Origin of the sequence: Brachybacterium aquaticum, from assembly GCF_014204755.1 — a bacterium.
GTDB lineage: Bacteria > Actinomycetota > Actinomycetes > Actinomycetales > Dermabacteraceae > Brachybacterium > Brachybacterium aquaticum.
The window spans coordinates 443,330-468,110 of sequence record NZ_JACHLZ010000001.1 but is presented as its reverse complement, the minus strand read 5'-3'; the positions used below and the strand labels follow the sequence as shown (position 1 = coordinate 468,110).

The 24,781-nt window shown below is 74.0% G+C and carries 21 protein-coding genes and 1 tRNA gene; 10 read left to right on the top strand and 12 right to left on the bottom strand.

Features of this window, described 5'->3' with window-relative positions:
* Positions 1–88: 88 nt before the first annotated feature.
* Positions 89–682 carry a MarR family winged helix-turn-helix transcriptional regulator gene (locus HNR70_RS02010; protein ID WP_184324184.1) on the bottom strand — a complete coding sequence of 198 codons (594 nt, stop codon included), beginning with the start codon at positions 680–682 and terminating at the stop codon, positions 89–91.
* A 132-nt stretch (positions 683–814) separates the two neighbouring features.
* Here HNR70_RS02010 and HNR70_RS02005 point away from each other — a divergent pair, with 132 nt between their 5' ends.
* Positions 815–1,345, top strand: coding sequence for a YceI family protein (locus tag HNR70_RS02005; RefSeq protein ID WP_184324183.1), 531 nt, complete (start codon positions 815–817; stop codon positions 1,343–1,345).
* Between the two features lie 138 nt (positions 1,346–1,483).
* On the top strand, positions 1,484–1,789 hold the full coding sequence (locus HNR70_RS02000; RefSeq protein ID WP_184324182.1) for a glutaredoxin family protein: 306 nt from the start codon (positions 1,484–1,486) through the stop codon (positions 1,787–1,789).
* Between the two features lie 141 nt (positions 1,790–1,930).
* On the opposite strand, the gene HNR70_RS01995 is transcribed toward HNR70_RS02000, so the two are convergent.
* The 4 genes from HNR70_RS01995 to HNR70_RS01980 all read right to left on the bottom strand — a co-directional run bounded on the left by HNR70_RS01995 (position 1,931) and on the right by HNR70_RS01980 (position 7,236).
* Positions 1,931–2,029: a 30S ribosomal protein bS22 gene (locus tag HNR70_RS01995; RefSeq protein WP_019174583.1), complete on the bottom strand. Its 99-nt coding sequence runs from the start codon at positions 2,027–2,029 to the stop codon at positions 1,931–1,933.
* 194 nt (positions 2,030–2,223) lie between these two features.
* Positions 2,224–3,915 carry a GTPase family protein gene (locus HNR70_RS01990; protein ID WP_184324181.1) on the bottom strand — a complete coding sequence of 564 codons (1,692 nt, stop codon included), beginning with the start codon at positions 3,913–3,915 and terminating at the stop codon, positions 2,224–2,226.
* Entirely contained in the window at positions 3,912–5,771 is a 1,860-nt protein-coding gene (locus HNR70_RS01985; protein ID WP_184324180.1) for a dynamin family protein, read from the bottom strand. The genes HNR70_RS01990 and HNR70_RS01985 overlap by 4 nt, the downstream gene beginning before the upstream one ends.
* Positions 5,772–5,907: 136 nt before the next feature.
* Positions 5,908–7,236, bottom strand: coding sequence for an acetoin utilization protein AcuC (locus HNR70_RS01980; RefSeq protein WP_184324179.1), 1,329 nt, complete (start codon positions 7,234–7,236; stop codon positions 5,908–5,910).
* A gap of 159 nt (positions 7,237–7,395) precedes the next feature.
* Here HNR70_RS01980 and HNR70_RS01975 point away from each other — a divergent pair, with 159 nt between their 5' ends.
* Positions 7,396–8,811: a TrkH family potassium uptake protein gene (locus HNR70_RS01975; RefSeq protein WP_184324178.1), complete on the top strand. Its 1,416-nt coding sequence runs from the start codon at positions 7,396–7,398 to the stop codon at positions 8,809–8,811.
* Positions 8,812–8,872: 61 nt separating this feature from the next.
* Complete coding sequence (locus HNR70_RS01970) at positions 8,873–9,538, top strand: potassium channel family protein (protein ID WP_184324177.1); 666 nt, start codon at positions 8,873–8,875, stop codon at positions 9,536–9,538.
* Between the two features lie 21 nt (positions 9,539–9,559).
* Here HNR70_RS01970 and proC read toward each other — a convergent pair whose 3' ends face one another.
* The 4 genes from proC to HNR70_RS01950 form a co-directional block, all read right to left on the bottom strand.
* Positions 9,560–10,414: a pyrroline-5-carboxylate reductase gene (proC, locus tag HNR70_RS01965; protein WP_184324176.1), complete on the bottom strand. Its 855-nt coding sequence runs from the start codon at positions 10,412–10,414 to the stop codon at positions 9,560–9,562.
* Positions 10,415–10,457: 43 nt separating this feature from the next.
* Complete coding sequence (locus HNR70_RS01960; protein ID WP_246375122.1) at positions 10,458–10,763, bottom strand: hypothetical protein; 306 nt, start codon at positions 10,761–10,763, stop codon at positions 10,458–10,460.
* A complete protein-coding gene (locus tag HNR70_RS01955) occupies positions 10,760–15,436 on the bottom strand; it encodes a PDDEXK-like endonuclease domain-containing protein (RefSeq protein ID WP_184324175.1) in 4,677 nt (1,558 codons plus the stop codon). The genes HNR70_RS01960 and HNR70_RS01955 overlap by 4 nt, the downstream gene beginning before the upstream one ends.
* 69 nt (positions 15,437–15,505) lie before the next feature.
* Positions 15,506–16,387 carry a DeoR/GlpR family DNA-binding transcription regulator gene (locus tag HNR70_RS01950; protein ID WP_312857541.1) on the bottom strand — a complete coding sequence of 294 codons (882 nt, stop codon included), beginning with the start codon at positions 16,385–16,387 and terminating at the stop codon, positions 15,506–15,508.
* A 163-nt stretch (positions 16,388–16,550) separates the two neighbouring features.
* Here HNR70_RS01950 and HNR70_RS01945 point away from each other — a divergent pair, with 163 nt between their 5' ends.
* Positions 16,551–16,754 (top strand): antitoxin, encoded by a 204-nt coding sequence (locus tag HNR70_RS01945; protein ID WP_184324174.1) that lies wholly within the window; start codon positions 16,551–16,553, stop codon positions 16,752–16,754.
* A gap of 103 nt (positions 16,755–16,857) precedes the next feature.
* Here the strand turns inward: HNR70_RS01945 and HNR70_RS01940 are convergent, their stop codons facing one another.
* Both HNR70_RS01940 and HNR70_RS01935 read right to left on the bottom strand, forming a co-directional pair.
* Complete coding sequence (locus HNR70_RS01940; protein ID WP_184324173.1) at positions 16,858–17,541, bottom strand: copper resistance CopC family protein; 684 nt, start codon at positions 17,539–17,541, stop codon at positions 16,858–16,860.
* Between the two features lie 75 nt (positions 17,542–17,616).
* The gene (locus tag HNR70_RS01935; RefSeq protein WP_184324172.1) at positions 17,617–19,050 is read right to left on the bottom strand and encodes a nitrilase-related carbon-nitrogen hydrolase; all 1,434 of its coding nucleotides are present in this window, start codon (positions 19,048–19,050) and stop codon (positions 17,617–17,619) included.
* Positions 19,051–19,109: 59 nt separating this feature from the next.
* Between HNR70_RS01935 and HNR70_RS01930 the strand changes: the two genes are divergently transcribed.
* Positions 19,110–19,182, top strand: a tRNA-Arg gene (locus HNR70_RS01930).
* Between the two features lie 43 nt (positions 19,183–19,225).
* On the opposite strand, the gene HNR70_RS01925 is transcribed toward HNR70_RS01930, so the two are convergent.
* Positions 19,226–19,993, bottom strand: coding sequence for a Crp/Fnr family transcriptional regulator (locus tag HNR70_RS01925; RefSeq protein ID WP_184324171.1), 768 nt, complete (start codon positions 19,991–19,993; stop codon positions 19,226–19,228).
* A gap of 167 nt (positions 19,994–20,160) precedes the next feature.
* Between HNR70_RS01925 and HNR70_RS01920 the strand changes: the two genes are divergently transcribed.
* The 4 genes from HNR70_RS01920 (at position 20,161) to HNR70_RS01905 (ending at position 24,766) form a co-directional block, all read left to right on the top strand.
* A complete protein-coding gene (locus HNR70_RS01920; protein WP_184324170.1) occupies positions 20,161–20,400 on the top strand; it encodes a heavy-metal-associated domain-containing protein in 240 nt (79 codons plus the stop codon).
* A gap of 61 nt (positions 20,401–20,461) precedes the next feature.
* Positions 20,462–22,501 (top strand): heavy metal translocating P-type ATPase, encoded by a 2,040-nt coding sequence (locus tag HNR70_RS01915; RefSeq protein WP_184324169.1) that lies wholly within the window; start codon positions 20,462–20,464, stop codon positions 22,499–22,501.
* Between the two features lie 187 nt (positions 22,502–22,688).
* Positions 22,689–23,819: a YkvI family membrane protein gene (locus tag HNR70_RS01910; RefSeq protein ID WP_184324168.1), complete on the top strand. Its 1,131-nt coding sequence runs from the start codon at positions 22,689–22,691 to the stop codon at positions 23,817–23,819.
* 131 nt (positions 23,820–23,950) lie between these two features.
* Positions 23,951–24,766 (top strand): zinc-binding dehydrogenase, encoded by an 816-nt coding sequence (locus HNR70_RS01905; protein WP_246375121.1) that lies wholly within the window; start codon positions 23,951–23,953, stop codon positions 24,764–24,766.
* The last annotated feature ends 15 nt before the right edge of the window (positions 24,767–24,781 follow it).

The following is a 24,781-nucleotide window of genomic DNA, read 5'->3' as shown; positions in this document are numbered from 1 at the left end:
CGCTCTCGCACGCCCGCGCATTAGCCCCGGCGCCGTGGCGCCGCGGGCCCGCAGCGAGCCGCCTCACGGTACCAACCCAAGCTTCGGATCAACGGGGAGCGGCTGCCTCCGCGTGAGGTGCCGGACATCCGATGGTGACGGGGGCGTCCTCGCCGAGCGTCTTGCCGAGGATCCGGCCGAGCTCGAGCAGGTCGTCGTGGCCGATCACGTCCAGCAGCTGCTCGCGCACGGAGCGCACGTGGGTGGGGGCGGCCTTCTCCAGCAGCGCCTGCCCGGCGGCGGTCAGCTGGGCCTGGCGCCCGCGCCCGTCGGCCGCGCAGCGAATCCGCTCGACCAGACCCCGCTTCTCCATGCGGGAGATGGTGTGGGTCAGGCGGGAGCGGGAGTGGACGACCTTGTCGGCCAGCTCGGACATGCGCAGGAAGCCGCCCTCGGCCTCTGCCAGGCGCACCAGGATCTCGTACTCGCCGAGGGCCAGGTCGATCTCGGGATCGGACTGCAGCGCCTCGCTGAAGCGGTCGTTCAGCATGGTCGTCGCGTACAGGAAGATCCGCCACGCCTCCTGCTCGCGGCCGGTGAGCCACAGCTCCTCCGGGGTGGAGGCCCGGTCGTCGTCGGGTGCGGCCGGGCTGTTCGCCGGGGCGTCCACCGTCGCCTCGGCACTTGACTTCGTGTCGTGCATCACGTTTTCCTCTTTCGGGGGGTCTGCTCCTTGCCATCCTCCCCCAGATTGGTTTAGATTTCAACCAAGACCTCGGCGGCCGGGAGACCGGCACCGCAGACCACCGGAAGCACCTCGACAAGGAGATTCTCCATGAACGACCTCACCCCCGGCACCTGGACCCTCGACGCCTCCCACACCTCCGCGTCCTTCACCGTGCGTCACGCCGGCATCTCCAAGGCCCGCGGCCAGTTCACCGATGTCGACGGCGAACTCATCGTCGGCGAGGGCGGCCAGGATCTCGCCTTCAACGCGACCCTGAAGACCGAGTCGGTCAACACCGCCAACGCCGACCGCGACGGCCACCTCAAGAGCGCCGACTTCTTCGACGTCGAGACCTTCCCGACCATCACCTTCCGCTCCACCGAGGTCAAGGGCGACAAGCTCATCGGCGACCTCACCATCCGCGACATCACCAAGCCGGTCGAGCTGGACTTCACCTACGAGGGCGCTGCGACCGACCCCTTCGGCACCTACCGCGCGGGCTTCACCGGCGAGACCAAGATCTCCCGCAAGGAGTTCGGCCTGACCTGGAACGCCGCCCTCGAGGCCGGTGGCGTGCTCGTCTCCGACGACGTCAAGATCTCCATCGAGGCCGAGTTCGTCGCGCCGACCGCCGCCTGATCTCCTGCTTCTCCCCTCGCGGCGCACGCGCCGCACGGGTCCGACGGGCCGTCCGCTTCCAGCGGGCGGCCCGTCCGCGTTCCCGTCGGCCGACGTTCCCGTCGGCCGCACCCCTCCGCGATCGATAAGGTCTGCCCCATGAGCACGCAGCACATCCCCTCCCCCGCGGACCCCGACGCCCGGGTCCTCTACCTCACCCGCACCGGGTGCCACCTGTGCGACGAGGCGCTGCCGGTGGTGCGGGCCGAGGCGGACCGCGTCGGCTCCACGGTCGAGGTGCGCGACATCGACGCCGACGAGCGCCTGCGCGCGGACTGGGACACCGACGTGCCGGTGATCATCGTGGACGGCAAGGTCCACGCGAAAAACCGCGTGGACGCCGCCGCGTTGCGCGCCGCGCTCGCGAAGCGCCCGTGGTGGCGCCGACTCACCGGCCGCGCCTGAGGCCCACGCGCAGCCGCCCTTCCGCACCCCCGGGCACGGCCCGGAGATGACGCCCGGACATGACGGAGCCCCGATCGCGATGCGATCGGGGCCCCGGAGGTCAGCGGGCCGGTGCCATCGGGGGACGGGGGCCCGCGCCGCTCACTTCTTGTTGCGGCGCTGGTGACGCGTCTTGCGAAGCAGCTTGCGGTGCTTCTTCTTGGACATGCGCTTGCGTCGCTTCTTGACGACAGAACCCATAGGTAGCCTCTGTTCTGCAGGACATGCCTGCGGTGTGATGCTGCGGATCGGAGATGCGCGGCCGGTCAGCGGATTCGGCAGGATCAGCCGGATTCCCCGAGCTCGAGCCGACGCCACGGTCGACCAGCCATTCTACACCGTTCCCCCGAATGCTTCCGGCGGCCGCAGTGTGTTCTCAGCCTCGGGCGAGGGCCTCAGCCGCGCGCGAGCGCGAGGTCGCTCGCGGCCTGCCGCGCGTCGAGCAGTGTCGCGTCCACCGGCAGGACCACCAGCTCGTGGGCGACCTCCCGCACCCGGGCGGTGAGCACCCGCCTCGCGCGCCGGCGGTGCCAGGCGCCGGTGAGCGCGGCGATGGTGCCGCCGGCCAGGGCGATCAGGAGCCCCGCGGCGATGCCGAGCACGATCATCGCGGTGGGCAGCGGGATCGGGATCCACAGCTCCTCGATCATCGGCATGGGCGGCGGCGGGATGCCGAGGAAGGCCAGCAGCGCGTTCAGCGCCAGCCATCCCAGGCCCACCACCCACACCAGCACCGCGAGCCACTGCAGCACGTCCAGCGCCCGCCACCACCAGGAGGTGGTGCCCGCGCGCAGATCCGCGCCCGCGACGGCCTGGTCCAGGGTGTCCGGCAGCTGCTCCTCCTCGGAGCGAGCGGCGGCGCGGACGGCGGCCCGCCACGGATCCCCTCCCCCGGCCGAGGCGGTGTCGGCGAAGCGGCGCACGCCGCTGGAGGCGCGGGCGGCAGCGGCCGCGTCGGGCTCGGGCAGGGAGGTGCGCTCGAGGCCCTCGCCGTCGCGGGCCTGGCCGATGCCGAGCCGGCCCAGCGGGTCGGGGCGCATCCGGCGCAGCCAGCGCAGGGGCGGCCAGCCCACGCGTCCGGCGGCGCGGTGGCGGTAGGAGGCGCCGACGGCGCGGGAGACCGGCTCGACGCGCGCGGCGGTGGAGAGGTCCTCGACCAGGGCGTCGATCGCGGCGGGCGTGGAGCGCTCGGCCATCCCGGAGGGGTCGGCGGCGGCCTGGAGCTGCTCGGCGGCGCGGCGCACGTCGGCGCGGTGGCGGGAGGCGATGGCCTCGCGGCCGTGGGCGATGCCGAGCAGGTGCTCGCGCAGCTCCTCGATCCCCTCGCCGGTCGCGGCGGAGACCCCGAGCACGGGGGCGCTCTCGAGTCCGTCGGTGCGGGCGAGAGAGGCGAGGGAGGCGACCACGGCGTCCTTCTCCGCGGGGCGGATCCGGTCGATCTGGTTCAGGACCAGCACGGTGACGGCGTCGTGGCCGGCGTAGGGGCGCACGAACTCCTGGTGCATGAGCGCGTCGGCGTACTTCTGGGGGTCGGTGACCCACACGAGCACGTCGACCATGCCGGTCATCCGCTCGGCGACGGCGCGGTGGGCCTGCTCGACGGAGTCGAAGTCCGGCAGGTCCAGCAGCACCACGCCCGGGGTGCCCTCCTGTTCGGAGCGCTTGGCGCGGCGGCCCTTCGCGGGGCGGGCGGCGGCGCGAGCGAGCTCGGCATCGGTGCCGTCGAGGTGGTGGCGGTCCTCGACCTCGAGCCAGTCCAGCAGCGCGTCGCTGCCGGCGTCCCCGACCACCACGGCCAGCGGCGCGGAGGTGGTGGGGCGGCGCACGGCGGCGCGGGCGATCTCGGTGCCGACCAGGGCGTTCAGCAGGGAGGACTTGCCGGAGCCGGTCGCGCCGAACAGGCCGATGACGGTGTGCTCGGCGGAGAGGGCGCGGCGGCGGTCGATCCGCTCGAGCACGTCGCGGGCGTCCTCGACGGGGGCGGGCGCGGCGACGTCCTCGAGGGCGTCGGCCGCGCGGTCCAGCGCCTCGATCCGCTCGATCAGCGGCGCGGTGCGGGTGGAGGAGCGGGAGAGCAGCGGGCTCATGCGTCCTCCTCCGGCCGCGCGACCGGCTCCGCCGGCGCGGGCGGCTCCGCCGGCGCGGTCGGCTCCGCGGTCACGTCGGGCCCGGCGGCCGACGCGGGCGCCGCCCCGTCCTCCCGGATCTCGCGCGCGAGCTGCGCGAGCGCGTCGGCGTCGGAGCGCAGGTCCTCCGCCGAGCCCTCGCCGCCGAGGGCGTCGAGCCGCTCGAGGAAGGGGGCGGAGCGCCCGGCGACCAGGGCGTCCAGGCGCCCGGTGAGGGACTCGCGGGCGGCCTTGGCCATGCGGCGCACGGCGTCGTCGCCGAACACGGCCTCGAGCAGGCGCTGACCCACCACGGCCGTCGCGGCGCCCGCGCCGACCTCGAGCCCGGTGGGGATGAAGGCGGTGGAGGCGAAGACGACGACCATGAGCGCGACGCCCACGGCGTTCACGCCGAGGGACATCAGGCGGGCCTTGGTGCGGCGGTCGGCGCCCTCGGCGCGGACGAGCTCGAGCACGTCGCCCTGCCAGGCGCGCACCGCGGCCTGGACCTCCTCGGCGTAGCCGTCGGGGATACGGGAGAGGTCGTGGCCCTCGGCGAGCGAGCGGCCGGCGGCGGAGGCGCGCCAGGCGGCGTCGGCCCGCTCGGCGCCGCGGGCGGTCTCGTCGATCACCACGTGCACGAGGCCGGTGCCGAGGGCCTGCTCGGCGGCGACGGCGGGAGCGGGGCGGCCGCTGAGCATCTGGCCGAGCCGGTCGCGGGCGCGGGTGACCATCGACTCGACGCCGCGGAAGAACTCGCCGGTGCCGACCACGTCCTGCCAGCGGGCGAGCACCTCGCCGCGCAGCAGGGAGCCGTCGCCGAGGGCCTCGTCGATCCGCTCGCGGGAGCCGGAGAACGCGGCGACCGCCTCGTCCCGCAGGCGCTGCCGCTCGGCGTCCTGCACGGCGGCGTGCTCGGCGATCTGCCCTGCCGACGCCGCCAGGCCGTCCACGGCCCCGGCGAGGGTGCGGCGGGCGATGCGGCGCCGGCCCTCCCCGTCGGCCGCGAGGGCGGTGAAGTGGTCCTGCAGCTCGGTGATCACGGCCGGGGGCAGCATGCCCTCGTCGTCCAGGGTCGTCTCGGGCACGAGGAACAGGTGCTCGACCTCGATGCCCTGCCGCTCGAGCATGCCGCGCAGGTCCTCGGCGAGCTCCTCGGCGACACCGGGACGGTCGGGGATGCGGTTCATGACCACGTCGACGGTGACGTCGCGCTCCGCGGCGGTGCGCAGCACCTCCCACGGGACGGCGTCGGCGTAGCGGTTGGCGGTGGTGACGAACAGCCACAGGTCCGCGGCGCGCAGCAGCTGCCGAGCGAGCTCGCGGTTGCCGGCGGCGACGGAGTCGATGTCGGGCGCGTCCAGCAGCGCCAGGCCCTGCGGGATCCGCGTCTCGGCGTGCAGCTCGAGGGAGGTGGCGGGGTCGATGTCGCCGGTGGTGTCCTTCGCGCCGGGCGCCTCGGGGTCGCGGGCCTCACCGGCGTGCACCCGGGCGAGGCCGGGCAGGATGCGGGAGCCGGTGAACCAGGGCTCGTCCGCGGGATGGTGCAGCAGCACGGGGCGGCGAGTGGTGGGCCGGATCGCGCCGGAGCGGCTGACGGGTGCGCCCACCAGGGCGTTGACCAGCGTGGACTTGCCGGCACCGGTGGAGCCGCCGATCACCACGAGCAGCGGGGCGTCCAGCGACTCGAGCCGCGGCGTGACGTGGTCGGCGAGCTGGGACAGGGCGGCGCGACCCTCGGCGCGGGCCTGCTCGGCCCCGTCGACGGGCAGCGGCAGGGTCAGCTCGCGCAGGTGCTCGGCGAAGGTGTCGAGCACCTGGGTGGTCGAACTCGTCATGGTTCCCCCCGTGAGTGGTCGGGTGCGGCGGCCGGACGGGCCGTCAGGGCGTCATTGTGGCAGGCCGCGGGACGGCGCACGGCACGACCGTGCCGGACGTGACGGACCGCGCGGTCACGAGGCGCGCTCCGATCCCTCAGTCCAGGAACGGATCCAGCCCCCATTCGGGGAAGGCGGCGCGGCGCGCGGCCTGCACGGCGCGGTCGAGGTCGTCCTCGGGATCGAATCCCTGCTCCCAGTCCCTCACCTCGAGCGGACGGTCGTCGCCGAAGTGCCGCAGCCACGGCTCCGGGGTCAGGCCGTGCTGCTCGCGCGCGGTCGCGGCGGCGGCGAGGAAGCCGTCCGGCAGCTCGGCGGCGGGATCGATCGGCGCGCCGGTCGCGACGGCGAGCAGGTGGGTCCAGGAGCGCGGGACCACGTCGATCACGGCGTACCCGCCGCCGCCGAGGGCGAGCCAGCGGCCCTCGCAGACCTCGTCGGCCAGCTCCCGCATCAGCATCATCACCGCGCGCTGCGCCTCGAGGGTGACCGAGAAGTCCGCGAGCGGATCGGAGCGGTGGGTGTCGGCGCCGTGCTGGGTGACCAGGAGCGTCGGCCGCACCGCGCGGACCAGCGCGGGGACCGTGGCGCGGATGGCGCGCACCCACCCGTCGGCCGTGGTGCGCGGGGGCAGCGGCACGTTGATCGCGCAGCCCTGCGCGCCGGCGCCGCCGGAGTCCTGGACGAAGCCGGTGCCGGGGAAGAGCCGCTCCCCCGTCTCGTGGACGCTGAGGGTGATCGCGCGCGGCTCGTCCCACAGGGCCCGCTCCACGCCGTCGCCGTGGTGGACGTCCACGTCGATGTACATCACCCGCTCCGCGCCGAGGTCCAGGGCCCGGCGCACGGCGAGCGCGGCGTCGTTGTAGACGCAGAACCCGGAGGCGGAGCCGGGCTTGGCGTGGTGCATGCCGCCGGCGAAGTTCACGGCCCGGCGCACCTGCCCGGCCAGGATCGCGTCGACCGCGGCGAGGGAGCCGCCGGCGATGCGGGCGGAGGCGGTGTGCATGCCGGGGAAGGGCGGCACGTCGTCCCCGCCGATCCCGAAGACGATCAGCTCGTCGAGGTCCTCGGCGGTCAGCCCTTCCATCCCCACCGACGCGCGACGCACGGCGCTCACGAACTCGGGCTCGTGGACGGTGGTGAGCTCCTCGTCGGCCGCGACCGGCGCCGGGAGGATCCTCACGCCGTCGCGCTCCAGCAGCCCGGCGCCGCGGGCCAGCTCGTGGGTGAGGGTCAGGCGCACCGGCGTCATCGGGTGGTAGGGCCCGAAGTCGTACTCGGTGAGCGCCTCGTCCCACACGATCCCGGTCGCGTCGGCGGGGCCGACGGTGGCAGCGCCGACGGGCGCGGCGCCGACGGGCGCGGAGTCGGCCGACGCCCCCTCGGGGCCGACGGCGGGATCCGGGAAGGGCGCGGCTTCGGACATGGAGCGAGCGTACCGACCGGTGTCGCCCGGCGGCGGGAGTTGCGCGCGCTCACGGTCGATGGCGACGCCCGCATCGACCGTGAGCGCGCACAGGTCCGGGAGCTCGGTCGTAGACTGCCGCGGACGCGACCGCCGGTCGCCGCGACGTGAAGGACCACGATGACCGAACGGGGGATCCGCCCCACACCCAGGCGCGCCTCCGCGTACGCGCTGCGGGCCCGCAGGCCGGGCTGGCGCGATCATGCCTGGTCGCTGACCAAGGCGACCCCGGCGCGGCTCGCGCTGGGGGTGTTCACGCTGCTGATCGGCGTGTTCACGGCGCTGCTGTCCCTGCCTGCGGCGACCGTGTCCGGGGAGCGCACTCCCCTGGTCGACGCCCTGTTCACCGCGGTCTCCGCGATCTGCGTGACGGGGCTGACCACTGTGGACACCGGCACCCACTGGTCGATGTTCGGGCTGACCGTGATCATGGTCGCGATGAAGCTCGGCGGGCTCGGACTCATGACCGTCGCCTCGCTGTTGAGCCTGTCGGTGATGCACCGCCTCGGCCTCGCCCAGCGGGTGATCACGGCGCAGGAGACCCGGGCGGAGCGCCTCGCCGAGGTGGGCGGGGTGCTGCGCACCATCGTGGTGACCTCGACAGCCTTCGAAGCCGTGACCTTCGTGGCGCTGACCCCGTACATGGTCGTCACCGAGCACGGCACCGGGATGTCGCTGTTCCTGGGCCTGTTCTACGCGATCAGCGCCTTCAACAACGCCGGCTTCGTGCCCGAGGCCGCCGGGACCGCTCAGTACCTCGGGGACCCCTTCTTCACGATCCCGGTGGGGCTCGCGGTGCTGGTCGGCTCGCTCGGCTTCCCGGTGATCCTGGTGATCGTCAAGAAGCTGCGCACCCCGCGCCGCTGGAGCCTGCACGCCAGGCTCACCCTCACCACCACCGCGCTCCTGCTGGTGGTGGGCTTCGTGGGCTTCGCGCTCATGGAGTGGTCCAACCCCAACACGCTGGGCCGTCACGACACCGGCACGAAGCTGCTGGCCGCCGCGTTCGCCGCGATCATGCCCCGCTCGGGCGGGTTCTCGACCCTGGACGTGGGCCAGCTGACCGCCGAGTCGCGACTGCTCACGGACCTGCTGATGTTCATCGGCGGCGGGTCCGGATCCACCGCGGGCGGCATCCGGGTGACCACCTTCGCGCTGCTGATGCTGTCGATCTGGGCGGAGGTGCGCGGCAACCCGGACGTGGAGGTGTTCGGCCGGCGCATCCCCCAGGAGACGATCCGCCAGGCCATCGGCGTGCTGGTCATGTCCGCGTCGATGGTGTTCCTGGCGACCTTCCTGCTGCTGCGGATGACCCCGTTCAGCCTGGACCAGACCCTGTTCGAGGCGCTGTCCGCCTTCGGCACGGTGGGCCTGTCCACGGGGATCACGCCGCTGCTGCCCCCGGAGGCGAAGGTCGTGCTGATCGCCTGCATGTACATCGGCCGACTGGGCCCGATGACCCTCGGCGCCGCCCTCGCCGTCCGCTCCCGGGTGCGGATGATCCAGTACCCGGAGGAGCGCCCGATCGTCGGCTGACGCCTAGACTGTGCCCGTTTTCCCCCGCGCCCGGCGCGGACCCGTCATCGAAGGAGCCGACATGCCCCGCACCGCCCGCGACGAGGGAGTGCTCGTGATCGGCCTGGGGCGCTTCGGCACCTCGATCGCGCTGACCCTCGAGAAGCTCGGCACCCAGGTGCTCGGGATCGACACCGACCCCGACCTGGTCCAGAAGTACTCCGGCCAGCTCACCCACGTGGTGCGGGCGGACGCCACCCAGCCCGAGGTGCTCGAGCAGATCGGTGCCGGGGAGTTCTCGCTCGCCGTGGTGGGCGTGGGCACCTCGATCGAGTCCAGCGTCCTGATCGCCGCGAACCTCGTGGACCTCGGCAAGCCCGTGATCTGGGCGAAGGCGATCTCCTCCGCCCACGGCCGGATCCTGCAGCGCATCGGCGCGCATCACGTCGTCTACCCGGAGGCCGACGCCGGCAAGCGCGTCGCGCACCTGGTCAACGGGCGACTCATGGACTTCATCGAGTTCGACGACGACTTCGCGATCGTGAAGATGCGCCCGCCGCGCGAGGTGCAGGGCATGACGCTGGCGCAGTCCGACATCCGCCAGCGCTACGGCGTGACCGTGGTGGGCGTGAAGTCGCCCGGCAAGGACTTCACCTATGCGGTGCCGGAGACGATGGTCGCCTCACACGACCTGCTGATCGTCTCCGGCCACACCGCACAGATCGAGAAGTTCTCGCAGCGGGCCTGAGCCGGGGGTCTCACCTCTGGTTCAGTTCTTGGTCATCGCGCGCGAGGCGTCGTGCGCGGCGGCCATCGCCGCGGCGACGCCGGCCCGCACGCCCTCGCGCTCGAGCGCCGCGAGGCCCTGGACGGTGGTGCCGCCAGGGCTCGAGACGCCGTTCTTGGCGACGGCCGGGTGCACCCCGGACTCCATGAGCATCGTCGCCCCGCCGCGCACGGTCTGCTGGACGAGGGCGGTGGCGAGGTCGCGCTTCAGGCCCTGGCGCACGGCCTCGTCGGTCATCGCCTCGATGATCGCGAAGACGAAGGCGGGCATGGAGCCGGCGGCGCCGATGAAGGCGTGGACCTGGTCCTCGGTGATGTCCCGGGCAACGCCCGCGGTCGCGAACAGGGCGTGGGCGAGCACGTGGGCGTCGTCGTCGACGGCGCTGCCGCGCATGAGGCCGACGGCCCCCTCCCCCACCGAGATCGGTGTGTTCGGCATCGCGCGCATGACCGCTCGGCCCTCGGGCAGCGCCTCCTCCATCTGGGCCAGGGTGATCCCCGCGGCGAGCGAGATGATCAGTGCGTCCTCGCGCAGGTCGCCGCCGATCTCGGCGAGCAGGTCGAGGATCTGGTAGGGCTTCACGCCGAGCACGACCACGTCCGCATCCTCGATCGCCTCCGCGCGGCTCTCCGCGGCGGTGGCGCCGAGCTCCTCGGCGGCGCGGCGGCTGCTCTCGGGGCTCGAGTTCGCGATGCGCAGCTGCTCCCCGGGCACGCCGGAGCGCAGGAAGGTCTTCACGACCGGCCCGCCCATGTTCCCCGCGCCGATCACGGCCACGTGGAGGGCGGAGAGGTCGGGGGCGTCGTTCTGGGAGGCGCTCTCGGTGCTGGTCTGCATGCCCCTCAGGGTACGACCGGCGCGCGATCCTCAGGACCCAGGCTCAGCGCCCCCAGTGCGGGGGCACGTCGCCGGCGAGGCGGGCATCGTTGGATTCGTCGGCCCCGGGCTCGGGCGCGTCCTCGGCGAGTCGGTCGGGGAGGATCGGCCGACGGGGCTCCTCGTCCGCGCCGGCTCCTGCCGGCGCCTCGGCCGGGTCGTCCCAGGGGATGGGCTTCCCGGTGACCGACGAGATCACCACGCGGCGCTGCGGTCGCGCGCCTCGCCCGCCGGCCCCGGTCGTCCCGCCGGTCCCGGACGTCCCGCCGGTCCCGGACGTCCCGTCGGTTCCGGACGTCCCGTCGGTCACTGCCGCTCCTGGTAGCGGCGGATCGCGCTGGAGACGGAGACGTCCAGCAGCACCGAGCGCTGCTCGAAGCCGAGGAAGCTGCGCACCTCGGTGGCCAGGTGCTCCTCGAGGCGGGCGCGGCCGTCGGAGCAGATGTACTCGACCACCGCGTCGAAGTCCTCGCTGGAATAGAAGGACAGCGGGTGCCCGGCCGGGATCTGCGGGCGCGGCAGGCGGTGGCGGATGGTGCCGACGCCGGACGGCGAGTCGGAGCGCTCCTCGGCCTGGACCAGGCGCAGTGCCCGGTCCACGGCGCGGCGGATCCGCTCGGCCTCGCCGTCGGGGTCGATGAACAGGGCCCAGGACCACACGCGCTCGGTCGCCCAGCCGGCGGCCTCGAGCCGCTCCGCGCGCAGGCGGTCGCGCTCGCGCTGGCTGGGGGTGTCGACGTAGCGGGAGCCGTCGGTGTCCACGGCGAGCAGCAGGCGCCCGGGCATGTCCGGGTGGCCGATGGCCAGCTCGATCCGCTCGGAGGACAGCCCGAAGTCGTGCTCGACCAGGAGGCCGAGGCGCTGGAGGCGGTCGGCGAGGTCGCGCACGAGCGCGTCGGTCTCGAGCTCGCGACGCACGGGCTCCGGCGCGGGCTCGGGCTCCGGGTCATCGGCCGACGGGGTCTCGCCGGTCCCGGGCTCCTCGTCCGCGCCACCCTCGGCGGCGGCCTCGTCGGCAGAGTCTCCGTAGGCCGCAGCCTCGTCGGCCGCAGGCTCCTCGGTCGCCGCCCCGTCAGCGGCAACCCCGTCGGCCGACTCCCCCGCGGTCTTCCGCGCGAGGGCGGCGTCGATCGCGGCGTCGAGGTCCTCGTCGGAGAGGTCGCCCTCCCCGCCGGTGGTCGCATCGGTCCCGGCCGGGACGTCGGCCTCGACGGGCGCCGCAGCCTCGACGGGCCCGGTGCCCACGCCCTCCTGCACCACGGCCGGGCCGCCGTGCTCCTCGGGCGGGGCGATCTCCTCGTCGCTGCCCACGAGCTGGGCGACGTGGGGGAGGACGGCGACGTCGCGGCCGCCCTGCAGCACCCACAGCATGGCGCGCAGGTCGCGGGCCCCGTCGGTGCGCAGGCGGGCGTGGTCGAGGTCCTGCACGCCGAGCGACGAGACCACGGTGGTGCGGCCGCGGGCGCGGGTGATGACTGTGGCGAGGGCCTTGCGGCCGCTCGCCTCGGACAGCGGCCCGAAGCGGTGCAGCAGGCGGCCGTGCGGGGTCTTGCCGAAGCCGACGGAGACGATGATGTCGTCGCGGAGCACGGAGGTGGCCTGCGCGGCGGGGACCACCGTGAACACCTCGCGGGCGGAGGGGTCGAAGTATTCGCGCAGCGCCGGGATCACCGAGACGGTGTTCATGATCCGCTCCATGAGGCGCCGGGCGTGCTCCTCGGTGAAGGTCAGCACCGCGAGCGACCGCTCGGGACGGGTGCGGGCGTGCTCGATGACGAGGTCGGTGACGCGGCGCAGCTCCGCCTCGGTGCTCTCCACGTACTCCATGCCCTCGGTGACCGGGCCGCGCCCGTTCTCGACCACGACCAGGCGGTCCTGCTCGGGGGCGATGGGGCTGGGCACGGCGATGATCTCGCCGACCAGGGCGCGGCGCTGGGCGAAGCCGCGCAGTCCCTCGGTGGCGGGGTGGGCGTCGCGCAGGATCTCGTGGTGCGGGGCGATGCGCAGCAGGTCGTCCAGCAGGCTCGGCACGGCGTCGCCGCCGTACTCGAGCGGATCGCCGACCACGACGGTCTGGCGGGCGCGCACGATCGAGGGCAGCGCCGCCGCGGTGGGCAGGCGGCCGCCGTCGGCGACGATGACCACGTCGAAGTGGCGGCCCCGCGGGATGACCTGCGGGACGAGGTACGGGGAGGCGAGCCAGGCCGGGCGGGCGGCGAAGAGGATGTCCTCGTACTTCGCGGCGAGGTCGCGGATGGACACGGTCGAGGAGCGGGCGAGCTCGGCGATGGCCGAGCGGGAGGTGTCCGGGAAGCGGGACATGGTCGCCACGCGCGCCTCGTCCGCGGCGGCGTGCACGCGCGGCGCGGCGTCGGCGAGGTAGGCGGCGTCCAGGCGGCGGAACCGCTCGGCGACCTGCGACAGGGAGGTGCCGTCGTACTGGGAGATGGTCGGCTCGGCGCCGGCGATCAGCTCCAGCACGCTGCGCCACCAGGCCAGCTCCAGCTCGGCGCCGACGTGCTCGCGCGGCACCCGGCGGGTGCGCAGGTCCTCGACCAGCTCGCCGAGCCCGTCGAAGCTGAGGCGGCGTACCAGCTCGGTGCGGCGCGGGAGGGTCTCGAGGTCGCTGCGGTCCGCGGCGAGCGCGTCGACGCGGCGCTGCAGCTCGTCGAGGTCGGTGCGGGGCAGGTCCTCCCCGGCGGGGGTGCCGTCCAGCAGCACGGCCAGCTCGTCGAGCGCCTTCTGGGCGCGGACGGCGGTGCGGTGGACGGCGTCGAGGTCGTCGGGCAGGGAGGGGCGGGTGATGTTGTCCTTCCCGCCGGTGCCCTCCGTCTCGAGGGCCTGGCGGCGCCATTCCTCGGTGACGTCGCGGGCCTCGCCGAGGTCGCGGTGCAGGTCCTGGGAGGGTGCTTCGAGGCGCTGCAGGGCGGCGGCGTCCTTCTTCAGGCGGCGGCGGGGGCCGAAGCCCATCTCGACGCCGCGCTCCTCGCGCCAGCGCTTGTCCGCGGTGGCGGCGACCATGTCGGGAAGCGGCGCGGCGAACACGGCGGCCTGGAAGGTGCCCAGCAGTGCCTTCACCCGGTCCAGCAGGGCGAGGCGCTCGACGAGCTGGGCGAGGGTGGCGGGTTCGCGCAGGCCGAGCTCGCTGCCGGCGCGGGCGCCGTCGCGGCGCAGCTGCGGGAGGATCTCCTCGCGCAGCTGGTCCACGAGCTCCTCGGCGCGGGCGGCCTGGGTGTCGGAGCTGATGGGGGCGCCGTACCAGGCGGTGTGCTCGGGGCCGGTGGAGAGCACGCCCACCTCGGCGGCCTCGCGAAGCGCGTCGGCGTACCGGTCGCGGTCCTCGCCGATCATCTGGGCGGCGATCGCGGCGGGCAGGCGCACGGAGGTGCGGGGCGCCGGGTGCAGACGGGTGAGCGCCGCGAGGGCGGAGATCGCGTCGTGCGCGGAGGCGTCCCACGGCTCCTGGACGCGGTGCATGGCCTGGACGTGGCCGACGAGGATGTCTCGGCTCTCGGCGAGCTCGGCGGGTGCCTCGTCGTCGGGGCCGAGGCCGTGGGAGCCGGCCCGGCGGAGGCTGCGCAGCAGCGCGGCGGAGGAGTTGCGCTGCAGGGACGGGTCCGGGGACAGGTCGAAGAGCAGCTCCTCGAGACCGCGCTCGCGGGCGGTCTCGACGAGCTGGGCGAGGTTGCGGCGGCGCTGGGAGACGATCAGGACTCTCTTGCCGCGGGCGTTGAGCTCCTCGGCGAGGTCGACCACGAGGTCGAGGCTCGTGGTCCCGGGCGGGGTGGGCACGGCCAGGTCCTGCCCGGCGAGCACGCGGGCGAGCACCGCGCGGTGTCCGGGATCGACGGCGGCGACGAGCTCGTCCTCGTCGATCTCGGGGATCTCGAGCGCGTTCTGCGCGCGGACCTCGGCGACGGCCTCGGGGTCCCCGGCGAGCGCGGCGACCAGGGGACTCGCAGACCAGTCCTCGCGCGCCTCGGCGAGGTCCTCGGCCACGGAGCCGGCGGCGTCCATGAGGTTGCCGACCACGAGCGCGTGGAGAACGCGGAAGCCGGGCAGCGGCTCGCCGAGGGAGCGGAAGGCGTCCAGCACAGGGTTGGGGTCGAAGCCGTGGGCGCCGTCGGTGGTGGCCAGCAGCGCACGGGCGTCGACGGCGACCCCGGCCTCGCGCAGGGCGCGCAGCAGCACGGGGTTCAGGTCCGCGGTGGCGTCGACCTCGAGGTCCACGTCCTCGCGGGCGTTGCCGCGAAGACGCAGGGTCACGGGGCGCACGAGCACCGGGGCGTGGACCGGCTCGGAGCCGTCCTCGGGGTACCAGATCGCCTCGCCGATGCCGAGGTGGCAGGTGGTCAGGCCCACCTCCTCCGCGTGCCGCTCGGCGATCTCGCGGATGGTGCGGGCGTGGGCGCGGGCGTCGGCGAGCGCCCCCACCTCGCGCACGAGGGAGGACAGCCGCGTCGGGCCGCGTCCGGCCAGGAGCTGCGCGAGCCCGGAGGGGTGGGAGTGGGTGAGGTCCAGGACCACGCCGCCGGCGCGGATCTGGGTGAGGAAGGAGGGGGCGGTGGTGCCGCCGGTGATCTGCTGGGCCCAGCGGTCCAGGGCGTCGGCGACCCGGTCCTCGCGGCTGAGCGGGCGGTGCTCGCGGGGGACGACGGGCAGGCCGTCGTCGTCGAGCTCGGGCGCGATCCCGGCGCCGACCTCGTCGGCGTGCGGGTCGAGCACCACGTCGTAGCCGCCGCGGGTGCGGCCGCCAAGCGCGCGGGAGATCGCGTCGTCGTCCGACGGGGTCCCTGCGCCGGGGGCGATGTCGGCCGACACGCCCGCATCCGGGCTGGTCGCGGCCTGGTCAGAGGCACTGTCGGCGGTCGCTACACCCTCGCCGCGGCGCTCGCGGGCGAGGGCCGACAGGGCGTCATCGCGGGGCGGGGCCTCGTCGGCCGGTCGCTCGTTGCGCTTCTTCCCGCGCAGGAAACTCCACATGGGCACCAACGCTACCGGCAGCGGACCCCGCACCGTGCACGCGTGGCACTTCCGAGACCTCCGAGCCGCTCACACCTCGTGCAGGCGCACGGAGTTCTCCTGGAGGTGGGCGCGCAGGTCGTCCGGGACGGGTCCGGCGATGATGAGGTCCGTGAGCACGGAGACGGGGCAGATCCCGGCGAGCGCCCGGTGGCCGATCTTGTCGGGCGTCGCGAGGCCCACCACGCGTCGGGAGTGGCCGATCATGATGCGGGTGACCCCGGCCTCGGCATCGGAGTTGCAGGTGAGGCCGGCGTTGATGTCCAGGCCCACCGTGCCCACGAACATGGTGTCCAGCCACAGGTCGCGCATGGTGGCGGTGGCGAGCGGGCCGGTGAGCTCGAAGGAGTAGGGCTCGGCGACGCCGCCGAGCACGACGGTGCGCACGGCGGGCCGCAGCACCGCCTCGGTGGCGATGTTCAGCGCCGCGCAGACCACGGTCAGGCCCGGCACCCCGTCGCGGGAGTCGATGTCCGCGCGGGAGACGGCGCGGCGGGCGGCGGAGGTGGTGGTGCGTCCGCCGTTGAAGCCGATGATCTGCCCGGGCTCGACGAGGGCGGCGGCGCGGTCGGCGACCCGCTCGCGCTGGGCGGAGCCCTCGTCGGCCGCGCGGGGGACGGTGGCGAGCGAGTAGGCGACGTCGACGGCGACGATCCCGCCATGGGTGCGGCGGGCGAGCTGCGCGCGCTCCATCTCCATGAAGTCGCGCCGCACGGTGGACTCGCTGACGCCGAGCTCGGCGGCGACCTCGGAGACGCTCAGGCGCTTGGTGGTGGTGAGCAGGGAGAGCACGTGGTCCCAGCGGGCGCTTCGGTCCTTCGGCGCGGTGCGGGGCGCGGGCGAGGTGGGCTCGGCAGCGGGGTCGACAGTGGTGTCGGCGGTGCCCGGGGACTCGTTTCTGCGCAGGTTCACGCGTCCAGTATTGCGCGCTGGATGACCGATCCGGGCGATCGCGCGCAGAAGCGCTCAGATCGGCCCGGATCTGAGGGTCACGTTTGAGTCACGGCCGCTCGGCACGTAGGTTGGCGCCGTCGCCCCGGCCTCGGGGTGGTTCCGCGAACGAAAGGACATGATCATGGGCTTCGACGACGCGCTGAACAAGGCCAAGGGCCTCGCCAACGACAACCCGGACAAGGTCGAGCAGGGCATCGATGCCGCTGCTGAGCAGATCAAGCAGCGCACCCCGGACAACGTGGACCAGCAGGTCGACGCCGGTGCGGATGCCGCTCGCGACCATCTCGGCCTCGGCGGGGACGACAACAACGAGCAGAACAAGTGAGTCTGCTCCGCTGAGCTCGCTCTCCTGAGCGACGAGATGCCCCCGACGCGATGGCGTCGGGGGCATCTCTGTGTCCCGGGCACGTTCCGGGGTGCGTCTGGGATCAGTCGCGGCCGCGCATGATCACGAGCGCGGCGATGCCGGCGCCGACGACGATCACGCCGAGCACACCGAGCAGCAGCGGCATCGAGGAGCCGGAGCCGTCCTCGGTCTCCTCTGCCGCGGCGGTCTCACTCGTCGCCTCGGCCGACGGGCCCTCCTCGGCGGTCGCGTCCTCGCTCGCGGTGCCGCCCGCGTCGCTCGCGGCAGCGTCCTCTCCCCCGCCGTCGCTCGGCGCGGCCGGACCCTGCTCGACGGTGATCGCGAAGGTGCCCTCGATGGGGTGGCCGTCGCTGGAGACGACGCGCCACTGCACGGTGTATTCGCCGGCGGCCAGGGGTTCGGGCAGCTCGGCGGTGACGGTCGCGCCGTCGACGGACGGGGTGAGCTCGGCGATCTGCTCGCCGGCCTCGTCGGTGACACGCACGAGAGGGCTGACCTCGAGCACGTCGGCGGAGTAGGTAAGGGTGATCGACTCGGGCGAGGTCTCGAGCACGGCGCCGTCCTCAGGATCCGAGGTCAGCAGGGAGTCGTGGGCCTGCGCGGGCGCGGCCGTCACGACCATCAGCATCATCAGCAGCGTCGTCAACAGCGCGACCAGCAGCGCGAGGGGCGCGGCGTGGCGTGCGGGAGCGGGTCGGAGCGCGGCGACGCGCACGGAAGCAGGGCGGCTGAGCTGGGAGTTCACCCCAGCAGGGTACGTCAGCGTGCCTGAGCGCAGCCGCCGGAGGTTACTGGGCGGCGGCTCACTGCGCGGGCGCGGTCACTGCGCGGGCAGCTCCACCGCGTGGCGCAGCACGGGCAGGGCGGCGCGGGCGGACTCGACCTCGGCGAGGTCGAGGTCGACCATCAGCAGCCCGGGCTCGACGCCCAGCTCGCGGCGGATCCGACCGAGTGGGCCGACGGCGGCGCTGTGGCCGACCCCGCGCGGGGCCCGTCCCGCGTACCCGGCGGGCGGGGCCTGGTCGGCGGCGAGGATGACGGAGGTGGAGTCCAGCGCCCGGGCGCGCAGCAGCAGCTGGAGCTGCTCGCGCTTGCCGGGTCCCTCGGCCCAGGCCGTGGGCAGCACGATCGCCTGGGCGCCGCGGCGGGCGAGCGCGGTGAACTGCTCGGGGAAGCGCATGTCGTAGCAGGTGGCGATGCCGAAGCGGGTGCCGTGGACCTCGAAGGTCACGAGCTCCTCGCCGGGGGCGACGGTCGCGGACTCGTCGGCGTCGAAGGCGTCGAAGAGGTGGATCTTGCGGTACTCGGTGCTCGGGGTGCCGCCGGGGCCGCGCACGAGCACGGTGTTGTGGACACGGCCGTCGTCGGCCGGTCTGAAGGAGCCGGCGACGATCACGAGGTCGTGGGCGTCGGCGAGCTCCTGGAGCAGACCGGCGAAGTCCTCGTGGTGGGCCTCGGCCGCCGCGCGGAGGTCGGTGCCGAAGGGGGTGAGGGTCGCCTCGGGCAGGACCACGAGGTGGGCGCCCTCCTCGGCGGCCTCGGCGACCACGCCGCGCACCGCGGCGACCATCGCCTCGTAGTCGGTGGGGATCTCGAGCTGGGCGAGCGCGACGCGCGGTCCGGCGGCGCGGCGCACCTGGTCCAGCGCGTCGGGGGTGTCCACGTCCGCACCCTCGGCGCCGGTGGTGGGCAGGGCGGTCAGCTCCTCCTCGCCGAGCTCGGCGTACAGGCGGCGGAGGCTGAGATCGGCCCAGCCGCCGTCCTCACGCTCAACCGCGGCCAGCGCCGTACGCAGACGGCCGAGCGGCCAGGCCGCCCCGAGGAACTGCAGGTGCCCGTCCACGGCCTCGAGAGCGACGACGCGGCCGGTCTCGGCGCTGCGGGCGGCGAGGGCGTGGAGGGTCTCGGGGCGGAGCATCGGCATGTCCCCGCCGAGGACGAGCACGGTGGCTTCGTCGGCCGCCTCGGAGATCTCGGCGACGCCGCGGGCGAGCGCGGCGAGCGGGCCGGAGCGCGGCGGATCCTCGAGCACGAAGCGGGCGCCGTGGCGGGCGGCGAGGTCGGCACCGTCCTCGCCGGTGGGGCCCACGACGATGCGTCGGCCGACGGGGGCCGCGCGCAGAACGCGCTCGAGCACGGTCGCACCGGCGATCGGCAGACGGGTCTTGTCCGTGCCGCCGAGCCGCGAAGATGCGCCCCCGGCCAGGATCACGGCGGCGACGGTGGCGGTGGTCTCGTGCGGCTGCCTCGACATGGGGCGATTCTGCCACGTGCCGTTAGGATGGCCCCGCTCGCCGAGTCGCGGGCAGCCCCGCCTCCGTAGCTCAGGGGATAGAGCACCGCTCTCCTAAAGCGGGTGTCGTTGGTTCGAATCCAATCGGGGGCACCTTCACCGGCGTCGTCGCCGACCACTCATCTGCCGAGCCCCCTCACCCCTCCGGCTCGGCGATCCCCTCCAGCTGCTCCACGTCCTTGAGCGCTGTCCACCGCCGCCCGGAGTCGACGACCCCGTCCTTCTTCCAGCGGCTCATCACGCGCGAGACCGACTCGGGGGTGGAGCGGGCGAGGCCCGCGAGGTCGGCGCGGCTGAGCGGCACCTCGAGCAACAGGCCCTCCCGGGATCGCCTGCCGAACTTCTCGCCCAGGCGCAGCAGAGACCGGGCGACCCGCTGCTCGACGCTTCCGGCCCCCTGCCCGCCGCTGCCGGCCTCGGCGCGACTCAGGCGGGCGGCGAGATCGTCGACAACCCGCAGGCCCACCTCCGGGTTCTCGACGAGCACCTCGCGGAAGGCGTCCTGCCCGATGCGCAGGGTGCAGGAGTTCACGAGCGCGGTGGCGCTGCGGGTGTGGACCGGTTCGCCGAGGCTGCTCATCGCCCCGAACATCTCGCCGGGCCCCAGGATGTCGGTGACGGTGCGGGTCCCGGCGGCGCTCTCCTCGCCGATCCGCACGCGCCCCTCGGCGACGACGTACAGCGTCTCGGCGCTCTCCCCCGCCCGGTAGATCGCCTCCTCCTCGGCCCAGGTGCTGGTGCGCATGCGCCGATCGATCCGATCCAGCGCCTCCTCGCCGAGGCCGTGGAAGTAGGCGGAGCGGTCCAGCACCGTCATCCGCACCGGGCGCGGGCACCGGTGGGGCAGGGAGATCTCGGCAAGCGGGATGGTGCGCCGCTCCTGGGGATCCCGGGGTGTGGTCATGGCCGGACCCTACCCTCACCCGCCCCCGACCGCGAGGACTGTCGTCCCAGGTCAGACGGATCTGCGGCTGATTGATCGCCGTCATGTCGCCGCCCGCGGAGCGTTCCTAGTCTCGAGGACACGACGAGGGAGAGACCCCCGCCGACCCCTGAGGAAGGACCCCCACCATGACCGCCACCGCCGGCTCCACCACCCACTCCGTGTTCCGCGCTGAGGGCTTCAGCTGCCCCTCCTGCGTCGCCAAGATCGAGAAGCAGGTCGGCCGCCTCCCGGGCGTCCAGGCCGTCGAGGTCAAGTTCGCCTCCGGCCGCGTCGAGGTCGATCACGACCCCGCGGTCACGTCGGCCGACGAGATCGTCGCCGCGATCGGGAAGGCCGGCTACACCGCCGCGCTCTCCGCGATCTGACCCGTCCCGCACTCGTCCACTCCCCTCACCACCACCCGCATCCCACCGGAAGGAATCCGCCATGTCCACCCTCCAGCGCTGGTGGCGAGGACCCTGGCGCACCCCGCTGCTCGCGGGGGCGCTGGTCCTCGTCGCCGCCGCGCTCTCCCTGTCCGCCGGGATGAACCCCTTCGGCGCCGCCGACCACCACGGGATCGGCCTCGCCCTGGACCGCCCCACCCTGCTCCTCGCCTCGGACCTCGCCATGATCGCTGCGGCTCTCGTGGCCGGCATCCCGATCATGGTGAAGGCCGTGCGGGCCCTGCAGGTGCGCACCATCGGCATCGACCTGCTGGTCTCGATCGCGGCGCTCGGCGCGCTCGTGATCGGCGAATACTGGGAGGCGGCGGCCGTGACGGTCCTGTTCGCCATCGGTCACGCACTGGAGGCCCGGACCATGAACCGCACCCGCTCCGCGCTCGCGGAGCTGGTCGCCGTCGCCCCGGACACCGCCGTGGTGCTCCGCGACGGCGTTCAGGTCGAGGTGTCGGCCGCGACCGTCGAGCCCGGCGAGACCGTGCTCGTGAAGAACGGCGCGATGGTCCCCGTGGACGGGCAGGTGATCGGCGGCAGCGGCGCACTGGACGAGGCCTCGATCACCGGCGAGTCGATCCCCGTGGAGAAGACGGACGGCGACCCGGTGTTCGCCGGCACCGTCGCCACCGGCGGGTTCCTGCAGGTGCGCGCCACCGGCGTCGGCGCGGACACCACCCTGGCGAGGATCATCCACCGGGTCGAGGAGGCGCAGGACGCGAAGGCCCGCACCCAGACCTTCATGGAGCGCTTCTCCACCTGGTACACCCCGGCGATCATCCTGCTCGCGCTCGTGGCGGGCCTGGTGACCGGGGACGTGGTCCTCGCCCTGACGCTGCTGGTGATCGGCTGCCCGGGCGCGCTGGTCATCTCGATCCCGGTGGCGATCGTGGCCGGCATCGGCCGCGGCGCGAAGGACGGCATCCTCATCAAGGGCGGGGAGTACCTCGAGACCAGCGCCCGCATCACCGCGGTCGCACTGGACAAGACCGGCACCCTCACCGAGGGCCGACCCCACCTCACCGACGTCACGGTCCTCGACCCCGCCCTCACCCGCGCCGAGGTGCTCGGCTGGGCGGCCCGGGCCGAGGCCGGCTCCGAGCATCCCCTCGCCCGTCCGCTGCTCGAGGCGGCGGCCGAGGAGGCCCTGGACGTCCGCGGCCTGCCCGAGCACACCGAGCCCGTGCCCGGCAAGGGCATCGTCGCGACCGTCGACGGCCACCGCGTCGCCGTCGGGAACCCTCCGCTGCTGCGCGCCGAGGGCCTCGAGGAGGACCCGCGGGTGACCGCGGAGGTCGCCCGGCTCGCCGGGCTCGGCCGCACACCGATGGTGGTGGCCCTGGACGGCGCGGCGATCGGCGTGGTCGCGGTCGCCGACCGGCTCCGCCCCGACGCCGCGGCCATGGTCGACCAGCTCCACACCATCGGCGTCGACACCGTCGTGATGCTCACTGGGGACGACCGCCGGGTCGCCGCCGCGGTCGCCGCCGAGGTCGGCATCGACGAGGTCCGCGCCCAGCTGCTGCCCGAGGACAAGCTCGAGGCGATCGCCGCCCTGCAGTCCGGCGGGCACACCGTCGCGATGGTGGGCGACGGCGTCAACGACGCCCCGGCGCTCGCCACGGCGGACATCGGCGTCGCGATGGGCGCGGCCGGCACGGGCGTCGCGATCGAGACCGCGGACATCGCCCTCATGACCGACGACCTCCGCCGCCTCCCCGAGGCCCTGGACCTCGCCCGCCGCACCGTGCGGGTCATGCGCCAGAACATCGCGCTCGCGGTCGTCACGGTGCTGGTGCTCCTGGCCGGCGTGTTCGCGGGCGGCGTGACCATGGCGATCGGGATGCTGGTCCACGAGGCCTCGGTGCTGCTCGTGATCGCGAACGCGATGCGGCTGCTGCGCCCCCGTCGGCCGCGGGATCCCCGGGCCGCAGGAACGCCCCGCACGCACCCGTCCCACACCGGCCGTGCCCCGTCGGCCGCTCCCGGCGAGCCGTCACCCGCCCGTGACCTTCCGTCCGCCGCATGAGAACTCGTTGACGGTCCCCCTACGCCGCCGTAAAGTGTGAGATACAACTGATATTTCAGGGGTTCGTCCCTCCGGGGACGGACCCCTGGCCTCACGGCACGGCGCGCCGACGAGGTCGGCCATGCCCGAGGAACCCACCAGGCCGATGCTCGCGTCGGCCCCGCCCCACCACTGCTCAGGAGCACACGTGGCACAGTCGACATCCACGACGACCACGAACGACCTCGGCACCCGGGAGAAGAGCGGCGCGCTGCGCGTGCTCACCTTCGCCGGGGCCATCCTCGCCTTCCTCATCGGCTCGGGCTTCGCCACCGGCCAGGAGATCCTGCAGTACTTCACGTCCTACGGCTACTGGGGCATCTTGGGCACGGGGCTGCTGGTGCTCGTGCTGATCTCCTACGTGTGCGTGGAGTTCCTGCTGGCGGGTCGCAAGCATCAGTGGGACAAGCCCTCGCGGATCTTCCACTACTACTGCGGCCGCTACCTCGGCACCTTCTTCGATTTCTTCTCGATCCTGTTCGTGTTCCTGAGCTTCACCGTGATGGTCTCGGGCGCGGGCGCCGTGTTCCAGGAGCACTACGGCCTCTCGAAGCACCTCGGCGGCGTGGCCCTCGCCGCGGTCGTGGGCGTCACCGTGTGGTTCGGCCTGAAGAACCTCGTGGACGTGATCGGCAAGCTGGGCCCGATCATCGTGGTCATCGCGATCGCGCTCGGCATCGTGGGCATCGTCCGCAACCCCGGCGGCATCGGCGAGGGCAACTCGCTGCTGCCCTCGCTGGACGTCGTCCAGGCCTCCACCAACTGGTTCATGGCGGGCCTGAGCTACGTGGGCTTCTGCATGCTGTGGCTGGCCGCGTTCCTCACGGCGCTCGGCAAGACCACCCGCTCCACCCAGGAGGCCGCCGCGGGCGGCATCTCCGGCGGTGTCGTGTTCTCGCTGGCCTGCATGATCGTGGGCCTCGGGCTGCTGGCCAACATCGAGGCCGTCGCCGGCACCGAGATCCCGATGCTCGTGCTGGCGAACCTGGTCAGCCCCCTGCTCGCCTCGGTGTTCTCCGTGATCATCCTGGCCGGCATCTACACCACCGCCGTCCCGCTGCTGTGGACGGTCGCGAACCGCTTCTACGATGACGGCACGAAGAAGTTCAAGTACCTGGCGCTGATCCTCGCGGCCGTGGGCACCCTGATCGGGCTCGTGCTGCCGTTCTCGCAGATGGTCAACCTGGTCTACGTCATCAACGGCTACGTGGGCGTGATCCTGCTGGCGCTGATGCTGGTACGGACCATCACCCGGGTGGTGCGCCGCCAGGAGATCTGAGGCCCGCCATGTCCACCCCCGCCGCCGCACAGCCTCACGAGCTCTCCCCGGTGTTCGTCACCACCGCCTAAGGCGGCCCCGAGCACCAGGAGCTCACCACCCGCCCCATCCCGGAGCCCCGGGCCGGGGAGATGACGATCGCGGTGCGCGCGGCGGGGGTGAACCCGGCGGACGTGAAGCGCCGCGAGGGCGCGTTCGGCACCTCGGGCGCGCTGCCGCAGGCCATGGGCCCGGAGGCGGCGGGGGTGGTCACCGCACTCGGCGAGGGCGTCACGCGATTCGCGCTCGGCGACGCGGTGCTCGGCGGTCCGGCCCGCGGGCGCGGCGCCTTCGCCGGGCACACGGTGCTGCGGGCCTCCGACGCGGCCCTTCTGCCGGAGGGCGTGCCCTTCGAGGTCGCGGCGACCCTGCCGGTGGCGGGCACCACGTCCTTCGATCTCGTCCACCACCTCGACCTCGCGCCCGGGGCGAGCGTGCTCGTGCTCGGCGCGGGCGGCGGGGTCGGGCACCTGGTCCTGCAGATCGCGGCAGCCCGGGGCCTTTCCGCCGTCGGCGTCGCCTCGGCGTCCAAGCGCACGCTGATCGAGGGGACGGGCGCCCGCTTCGTCCCCTCCGGCGCGAGCGCGCCGGCGGCCGCGCGGGCCCTGCTCCCCACCGGCGCGGACCTGCTCATCGACCTCGTGGGCGGGGAGCCGCTGCGGGCGCTCGCGCCGCTCGCCGCCTCGCCCGACAGTCTGGTCTCCGCGGCCGACGAGGCCGCCGCCTCCGCGCTCGGCGGGTCGGGCCGTCGCCGCCGCGACGACGCCCTCGCGGGGATCGTCGCGCTCGTCGCCTCCGGGCAGGTCACCCCGCAGATCGTGGACACCTACCCGCTCGCCCGCGCCACCGAGGCGATCGCACGGGTCGAGGCCGGTCACCTCGGCGGGAAGATCGTCATCCTCCCCTGACCCGGCCCCCGCTCG

Excerpts from the sequence above, each read along its gene's own strand:
- HNR70_RS02010 (WP_184324184.1), bottom strand. The coding sequence starts at position 682 with ATGCACGACACGAAGTCAAGTGCCGAGGCGACGGTGGACGCCCCGGCG.
- HNR70_RS02005 (WP_184324183.1), top strand. The coding sequence starts at position 815 with ATGAACGACCTCACCCCCGGCACCTGGACCCTCGACGCCTCCCACACC.
- HNR70_RS02000 (WP_184324182.1), top strand. The coding sequence starts at position 1,484 with ATGAGCACGCAGCACATCCCCTCCCCCGCGGACCCCGACGCCCGGGTC.
- HNR70_RS01995 (WP_019174583.1), bottom strand. The coding sequence starts at position 2,029 with ATGGGTTCTGTCGTCAAGAAGCGACGCAAGCGCATGTCCAAGAAGAAG.
- HNR70_RS01990 (WP_184324181.1), bottom strand. The coding sequence starts at position 3,915 with ATGAGCCCGCTGCTCTCCCGCTCCTCCACCCGCACCGCGCCGCTGATC.
- HNR70_RS01985 (WP_184324180.1), bottom strand. The coding sequence starts at position 5,771 with ATGACGAGTTCGACCACCCAGGTGCTCGACACCTTCGCCGAGCACCTG.
- HNR70_RS01980 (WP_184324179.1), bottom strand. The coding sequence starts at position 7,236 with ATGTCCGAAGCCGCGCCCTTCCCGGATCCCGCCGTCGGCCCCGAGGGG.
- HNR70_RS01975 (WP_184324178.1), top strand. The coding sequence starts at position 7,396 with ATGACCGAACGGGGGATCCGCCCCACACCCAGGCGCGCCTCCGCGTAC.
- HNR70_RS01970 (WP_184324177.1), top strand. The coding sequence starts at position 8,873 with ATGCCCCGCACCGCCCGCGACGAGGGAGTGCTCGTGATCGGCCTGGGG.
- proC (WP_184324176.1), bottom strand. The coding sequence starts at position 10,414 with ATGCAGACCAGCACCGAGAGCGCCTCCCAGAACGACGCCCCCGACCTC.
- HNR70_RS01955 (WP_184324175.1), bottom strand. The coding sequence starts at position 15,436 with ATGTGGAGTTTCCTGCGCGGGAAGAAGCGCAACGAGCGACCGGCCGAC.
- HNR70_RS01945 (WP_184324174.1), top strand. The coding sequence starts at position 16,551 with ATGGGCTTCGACGACGCGCTGAACAAGGCCAAGGGCCTCGCCAACGAC.
- HNR70_RS01935 (WP_184324172.1), bottom strand. The coding sequence starts at position 19,050 with ATGTCGAGGCAGCCGCACGAGACCACCGCCACCGTCGCCGCCGTGATC.
- HNR70_RS01925 (WP_184324171.1), bottom strand. The coding sequence starts at position 19,993 with ATGACCACACCCCGGGATCCCCAGGAGCGGCGCACCATCCCGCTTGCC.
- HNR70_RS01920 (WP_184324170.1), top strand. The coding sequence starts at position 20,161 with ATGACCGCCACCGCCGGCTCCACCACCCACTCCGTGTTCCGCGCTGAG.
- HNR70_RS01915 (WP_184324169.1), top strand. The coding sequence starts at position 20,462 with ATGTCCACCCTCCAGCGCTGGTGGCGAGGACCCTGGCGCACCCCGCTG.
- HNR70_RS01905 (WP_246375121.1), top strand. The coding sequence starts at position 23,951 with ATGACGATCGCGGTGCGCGCGGCGGGGGTGAACCCGGCGGACGTGAAG.